Annotated in this window: 7 protein-coding genes; 6 read left to right on the top strand and 1 reads right to left on the bottom strand. The window is 28.5% G+C overall.

The features are described from left to right. Nucleotides 1-129 precede the first annotated feature (129 nt). Nucleotides 130-264 (bottom strand): 50S ribosomal protein L34, encoded by a 135-nt coding sequence (gene rpmH / locus Q0649_RS11620; RefSeq protein WP_071614800.1) that lies wholly within the window; start codon nt 262-264, stop codon nt 130-132. Nucleotides 265-805: 541 nt separating this feature from the next. Between rpmH and dnaA the strand changes: the two genes are divergently transcribed. From dnaA to Q0649_RS11650, 6 genes are all read left to right on the top strand, one after another. Further along, a complete protein-coding gene (gene dnaA, locus Q0649_RS11625) occupies nt 806-2,158 on the top strand; it encodes a chromosomal replication initiator protein DnaA (protein ID WP_298841897.1) in 1,353 nt (450 codons plus the stop codon). 270 nt (nt 2,159-2,428) lie between these two features. Beyond that, nucleotides 2,429-3,538 (top strand): DNA polymerase III subunit beta, encoded by a 1,110-nt coding sequence (gene dnaN / locus Q0649_RS11630; protein WP_298841900.1) that lies wholly within the window; start codon nt 2,429-2,431, stop codon nt 3,536-3,538. Nucleotides 3,539-3,579: 41 nt separating this feature from the next. Next, nucleotides 3,580-3,786: an RNA-binding S4 domain-containing protein gene (locus tag Q0649_RS11635; RefSeq protein ID WP_071610914.1), complete on the top strand. Its 207-nt coding sequence runs from the start codon at nt 3,580-3,582 to the stop codon at nt 3,784-3,786. A gap of 165 nt (nt 3,787-3,951) precedes the next feature. Then, nucleotides 3,952-5,043: a DNA replication/repair protein RecF gene (recF, locus tag Q0649_RS11640; protein WP_298841903.1), complete on the top strand. Its 1,092-nt coding sequence runs from the start codon at nt 3,952-3,954 to the stop codon at nt 5,041-5,043. A 38-nt stretch (nt 5,044-5,081) separates the two neighbouring features. Further along, complete coding sequence (gene remB, locus Q0649_RS11645; RefSeq protein WP_298841905.1) at nt 5,082-5,345, top strand: extracellular matrix regulator RemB; 264 nt, start codon at nt 5,082-5,084, stop codon at nt 5,343-5,345. Between the two features lie 20 nt (nt 5,346-5,365). Then, the coding region (locus tag Q0649_RS11650) for an ATP-binding protein (RefSeq protein WP_298841910.1) at nt 5,366-6,341 on the top strand (976 nt) is incomplete at its 3' end.

The following is a 6,341-nucleotide window of genomic DNA, read 5'->3' on the forward strand; positions in this document are numbered from 1 at the left end:
AAAGATTTTCCTCTTCTATATACTGTTCTAAATTCAGTATTCTTTCTAATTCTGTATTTCTTAACATTAATCTTCATATTAGCCGCCCTCTTTTCCGCAAATTGCAGAAAAAGGCCACATTAGCGGCCCTTATGCTGTCAATCTTTTTCTACCTTTTTGTCTTCTTTTTTGAAGAATATTTCTGCCAGAAGCGGTTTTCATTCTCTTTCTGAATCCGTGTTCTTTTTTTCTTTGTCTTTTTTTCGGTTGGTAAGTCATGAACATATCTGCTACACCCCCTTATTTAACCATAACATCTTTGCAACCATCTTCCAATCGCATATTTATGGTTTTACTATTAGATTATATAGTCACATACGCATATTGTCAAGATAAGCATTTTTATTAATATTGTTAATATTTTTTATATTTATATATTTTTTTGTGGATAACTTCTTGAACACCGTGTTAATTTTTGATATTATATAAGAAAGAACTGTGCATAACCTGTTTTTTTTAAAAGTTATTCACAACTTGTGGACAAAACTGTGAATAACTACTACAATATTGTCTTAAACTTCTTTTTTCTTATATACTTTTTACTATATTAGCGGATTTATTCTTTTTTTAATCTGTTAATAACTTTTTTTATATATTGTTAACAATTTATTTTTAGCTAAACATATAAACATAGTTATTAACATGTGTATATTTTTAACACTATTTATCAACAGCTTACAATATATTATTTTATTGTTTATAACTCTGTTTATATATTGTTTGTTTTTACATAAAAAATTTTTTTATTTGAACTGGAGGGTAGAAAATGAGCACCCAAATTAAAGATATCTGGGAAAAAACCTTAAATATAATAAAAGGTGAACTTACAGAAGTTAGTTTTAATACTTGGATTAAAAGTATAGAACCTATGGCCTTAGATAATAATACATTTAAATTAGGTGTTCCTAATAATTTTACTAAAGATATTCTGGAAAATAGATATAAGGATTTAATAATGAATGCAGTTAAATTACTTACTTCTAAAACATATAAAATAGAATTCTTTATATTATCTGAAGAAGTCGCCGAAATTGAGACCCCTAAAGCTAAACGAGAAGCCGAGAGACATAATCTCATTGTTAATGATGAAATGTCTGCAACACTAAACCCTAAATACACCTTTGATTCTTTTGTCATTGGCAATAGTAATAGGTTTGCTCACGCTGCATCTCTCGCTGTAGCTGAATCTCCTGCTAAAGCATATAACCCACTATTTATTTATGGTGGTGTTGGACTTGGTAAAACGCATTTAATGCACGCAATCGGTCATTATATATTAGCAAATAATCCGAAATCTAAGGTTGTTTATGTATCTTCTGAAAAATTTACAAACGAACTTATCAATTCTATTAAAGATGATAAAAACGTAGAATTTAGAAATAAATACAGAAATGTAGACGTACTTTTGATTGATGATATTCAATTTATTGCAGGTAAAGAACGTACACAAGAAGAGTTTTTTCATACATTCAATGATCTTCATGAAGCAAATAAGCAAATTATTCTATCTAGTGATAGACCTCCAAAAGAGATACCTACTCTAGAAGATAGGTTGAGATCACGATTTGAATGGGGTCTTATAGCTGATATACAACCACCAGATTTTGAGACTAGAATTGCTATTTTAAAAAAGAAAGCAGATGTAGAAAATTTAGACATTCCAAATGAGGTACTTGTTTATATTGCAACAAAAATAAAATCCAACATAAGAGAATTAGAAGGTGCACTTATTAGAATAGTAGCATTCTCTTCACTAACTAATAAAGAGATTGGAATAGATTTAGCATCAGAAGCACTTAAAGACATTATTTCTAGCAGAAATTCAAAACAAGTAACTATTGAGCTTATTCAGGATATAGTTTCTAGCTATTTTAATCTAAAAATTGAAGATTTTAAATCTTCAAGGCGAACTAGAAACATAACATTTCCAAGACAAATTGCAATGTACTTATGTAGAAAACTTACAGATATGTCGCTACCTAAAATAGGTGAAGAGTTTGGAGGCCGTGATCATACAACGGTAATCCATGCATGCGAGAAGATCTCAAATGGTCTTAAAGTTGATGAAAATCTACAAGATAACATAGCAGAATTGACTAAAAAGATAAGCCAAAAATAATATAATCACGTTACTAACAAATGTTAATACTATTTATATATACTCCTGTGCATAAAATAATATGTAAAACCCAACTGTTGATATTGTGGATAACTGTGATTTTTTTTTGCATACTTATCCACAATTAGTTTTACCAAGCTTTGTTACGTAGTAACGCATGAGATAGGTTTTTAACATATCAACAGCCCCTACTACTATTACTACTATAATTTATTATTATCTTACCTATCTTTTATCAATTTCCCATGTGGATAAGGAGGTCTTTTTTTTATGAAATTTATATGTGAAAAATCAATGTTACAAGAAGCAATTTCAAATGTTCAAAAAGCAATTACTGGAAAATCAACAATGCCTGTATTACAAGGAATATTACTAGATGCCAGAAATGGTGAAGTAACACTTATAGGATCTGATATAGATTTAAGTATTGAAGCTAAAATTACTGCAGACATTATGGAAGATGGAAGTGTTGTTTTAGATTCTAAGCTTTTCGGTGAAATTATAAGAAAGTTACCTAATAGCGCAGTAGAAATAAGTTCGGATGAAAATAATTCTATTAAAATAGTTTGTCAAAAGTCTTATGCAACTATAATACATATGGATAGTGAGGATTATCCTAGCTTGCCTGATATAATTGAAAATATGGTTTTTTCAATATCTCAAAAATTATTAAAAAACATGATGAAGGGAACTATCTTTGCAGTTGCTCAAGATGAAACTAGACCAATTCTAACTGGAGTTTTGTTTGAAATAAAAGATAAGAAACTTAATTTAGTAGCATTAGATGGCTATAGAGTTGCATTTAGAAGTGAGCCAGTGGATAATGATTCTAGTATAAATGCTGTAATTCCAGGTAAGACATTAAGTGAAGTATCAAAAATACTAGAGGAAACAGATGAAGTAGTAAATATAACATTCACACCAAATCATATTTTATTTAATCTTGGAAAAACTAAGGTGATATCAAGGTTACTAGAAGGTGAATTTATAAAATATAGCTCAATAATACCAGAAGAATATAATTTGAAAATAACAGTTAAAAGGGCCGAATTACTAAATTGTATAGAACGTGCTTCTTTGATGGCAAAAGAGGGAAATACCAATCTAGTTAAATTTAATATAGAAGAAGATAACATGATAATCACATCCAATTCTCAATTGGGAAAGGCTAGAGAAGAAATAAATATAATTCTGCAAGGAGAGCCACTTCAAATTGCATTTAACTCAAAATACCTAATTGAACTCCTTAAAATAATGGATGAAGAAGAAATTGTTATGGAATTTTCTAGCGGTGTTAATCCATGTGTTGTAAGAAATAAAGAAAAAAACAACTGCACATACATGGTATTACCAGTAAGAATAAGAGCAACAAATAATTAAATAAGTATATCTAAAAAAATTAATATAAAGGCGGTTTTAAAATGAATGAAATACAAGTAGATACAGGTATAATAAAATTAGATGCTTTTTTAAAGTGGGCTGGAATAGCATCACAAGGGTCGGAAGCAAAATTTTATATAAAAAATGAAGAAGTTAAACTTAATGGTGTTGTAGAAACTCAAAGAGGTAAAAAATTAGTCAAGGGTGACATAATTGAATTTAATAATGAGTCATATAAAATAATTTAAATAAATTTAATAACAAAAGTTTTAATTATAAAAAGTGCATCGGAAAATTATAAAATAATATTCGGTGCACAATTTATGCCTAAAATAAAAAAAACATAAGAATTTATTTATACATATAAAATAATAAAATTATATATATATGTTATAATCTTAATAGGTGATTGTATGCATGTAAAATATTTACAACTCAAAAATTTTAGAAATTATACTGAATTAGTTATAGAGTTAAATAAAGGTACAAATGTATTTGTAGGAGATAATGCTCAAGGAAAAACAAATATTTTAGAGGCGATTTATTATTGTAGTTTGGCTAAATCTCACAGAACCAATAGAGATAAAGAATTAATAAATTGGAATGGTACGGAAGCATATATAAAGCTTTATGTATGCAAAACAAGACTGGATAAAAAAATAGAAATTAAAATTTTTAAAGAAGGTAAAAAAGGTGTTAATATAAATTCTATAAAAGTTCAAAAATTATCAGAGCTTGTAGGTAGTTTTAATGTGATTATGTTTTCTCCTGAAGATTTAAATATAGTTAAAGAATCTCCATCATATAGACGTAAATTTTTAGATATTGAACTGTGTAAACTAAGCCGCAGGTATTATTACAATTTAGCCCAATATAAAAAAATCTTAAATGAGAGAAACTTAGCTATAAAAAAATGGAATACAAATAGTGATATTATAGATGTATATGATAGACAACTTAGTGAATTTGGTGCAGTAATAATAAAAGATAGAATAGCTTATATAGAAAAATTAAATAGATTATCAAAAACAATACATAGCAACATAACATCTAAAAGTGAGGTAATTGATATTAAATATCTAACCCCTATTAAGGATTTAGATAACATAAAAGAAAACTTTTATTTGCTTTTATGTAAAAATAGAAAAAGGGATATAGAAACTAGAACCACATCAGTAGGACCTCATAGAGATGATTTTTCTATACAGCTAAATGGTATCGATGCTAGAATATTTGGATCTCAAGGTCAGCAAAGAACTTCAGTTTTAACAATTAAGTTTGGAGCGCTTGAAATAATAAAAGAACTTACTGGAGAATACCCAGTATTGTTACTTGATGATGTTTTGTCTGAATTAGATACAAAAAGGCAAGAATATATATTAAATTCTATAAAAGAAGTTCAAACGTTAATTACATGCACTGGAGTTAATAATATAAGAAAATATTTAAATCCTGAAAGTAAGATATTTGAAGTTATGGCAGGTGAAGTAAAAGAAATTATATAGATTTAAATAATATAATTAATTATGGAGGAGGATATGTTATGTTTTTACATTTGGGAGAAAATGTAGTGGTACCTATAAAAGATATTATAGGAATATTTGATATAGAAGCCACTATGTATAGCTCAGACACTATCCAATTTTTAAGAATGGCTGAAGAAGATGGTTTTGTAGAAAGGATAACAAAGAATACTGCTAAGTCTTTTGTAATCGCTGAGGTAGATAAAAAAAGTAAAATATATCTATCACCAATATCATCGCAAACTTTATGTAAGAGAACAGAAACTGTATATTATGAGCTTTAGAGTAATTTAGGAGGATATACATGGAAATAAATAATGTTTATGACGAGAGTCAAATACAAGTACTTGAAGGATTAGAAGCTGTAAGAAAAAGACCTGGTATGTATATAGGAAGCACCAGTATTCGTGGGCTTCATCATCTTGTTTATGAAATTGTAGATAACAGTATAGATGAGGCATTGGCAGGTTTTTGTAAGAATATTAATGTAATAATACACCAGGATAATTCTATCACTGTCATAGATGATGGTCGTGGTATGCCGGTAGGAATACATCATAAAATGAAAATACCTACTGTAGAAGTTATAATGACAGTACTTCATGCAGGTGGAAAATTTGGTGGTGGAGCATATAAAGTATCAGGTGGTCTTCATGGTGTTGGTTCATCTGTAGTTAATGCACTGTCTGTTGTTTGTGAAGTAGAAGTTAAAAAAGATGGCCATATATGGAAACAAACTTTTGCTAAAGGAAAAACTACAAGTACACTTGTAGATATAGGAACAACTACTGAACATGGAACAAAGGTATTTTTCACTCCGGATCCAGAAATTTTCGAAGAAATTAATTTTGATTTTGAAACACTATCACAAAGATTAAGAGAACTAGCTTTTTTAAATAAAGGATTAAGAATAACCTTAACAGATGAGCGAGACGGTAAGAATCACGAATTTTTGTATGAGGGTGGAATAAAATCATTTGTAGATTATTTAAATAGAAATAAAGGAACAATTCATGAGACCATATACATGGAAGGAAGCAAGGATGATTATGTTGTTGAAATAGCACTTCAGTACAACGATACATACACGGAAAACATATTTTCTTTTGCTAACAATATAGATACTGTAGAGGGTGGAACACACCTAGTTGGTTTCAAAACTGCTTTGACAAGAGTAGTAAATGATTATGCTAAAAAATTTGGGTTTTTAAAAGATAACGATAAAAATTTATCAGGAGAAGATGTTCGTGAAGGTCTTACAGCAGTTATATCTATAAAAC

Origin of the sequence: uncultured Clostridium sp., assembly GCF_937920395.1 — a bacterium.
Lineage (GTDB): Bacteria > Bacillota > Clostridia > Clostridiales > Clostridiaceae > Clostridium_AD.

Excerpts from the sequence above, each read along its gene's own strand:
- rpmH (WP_071614800.1), bottom strand. The coding sequence starts at position 264 with ATGTTCATGACTTACCAACCGAAAAAAAGACAAAGAAAAAAAGAACAC.
- dnaA (WP_298841897.1), top strand. The coding sequence starts at position 806 with ATGAGCACCCAAATTAAAGATATCTGGGAAAAAACCTTAAATATAATA.
- dnaN (WP_298841900.1), top strand. The coding sequence starts at position 2,429 with ATGAAATTTATATGTGAAAAATCAATGTTACAAGAAGCAATTTCAAAT.
- Q0649_RS11635 (WP_071610914.1), top strand. The coding sequence starts at position 3,580 with ATGAATGAAATACAAGTAGATACAGGTATAATAAAATTAGATGCTTTT.
- recF (WP_298841903.1), top strand. The coding sequence starts at position 3,952 with ATGCATGTAAAATATTTACAACTCAAAAATTTTAGAAATTATACTGAA.
- remB (WP_298841905.1), top strand. The coding sequence starts at position 5,082 with ATGTTTTTACATTTGGGAGAAAATGTAGTGGTACCTATAAAAGATATT.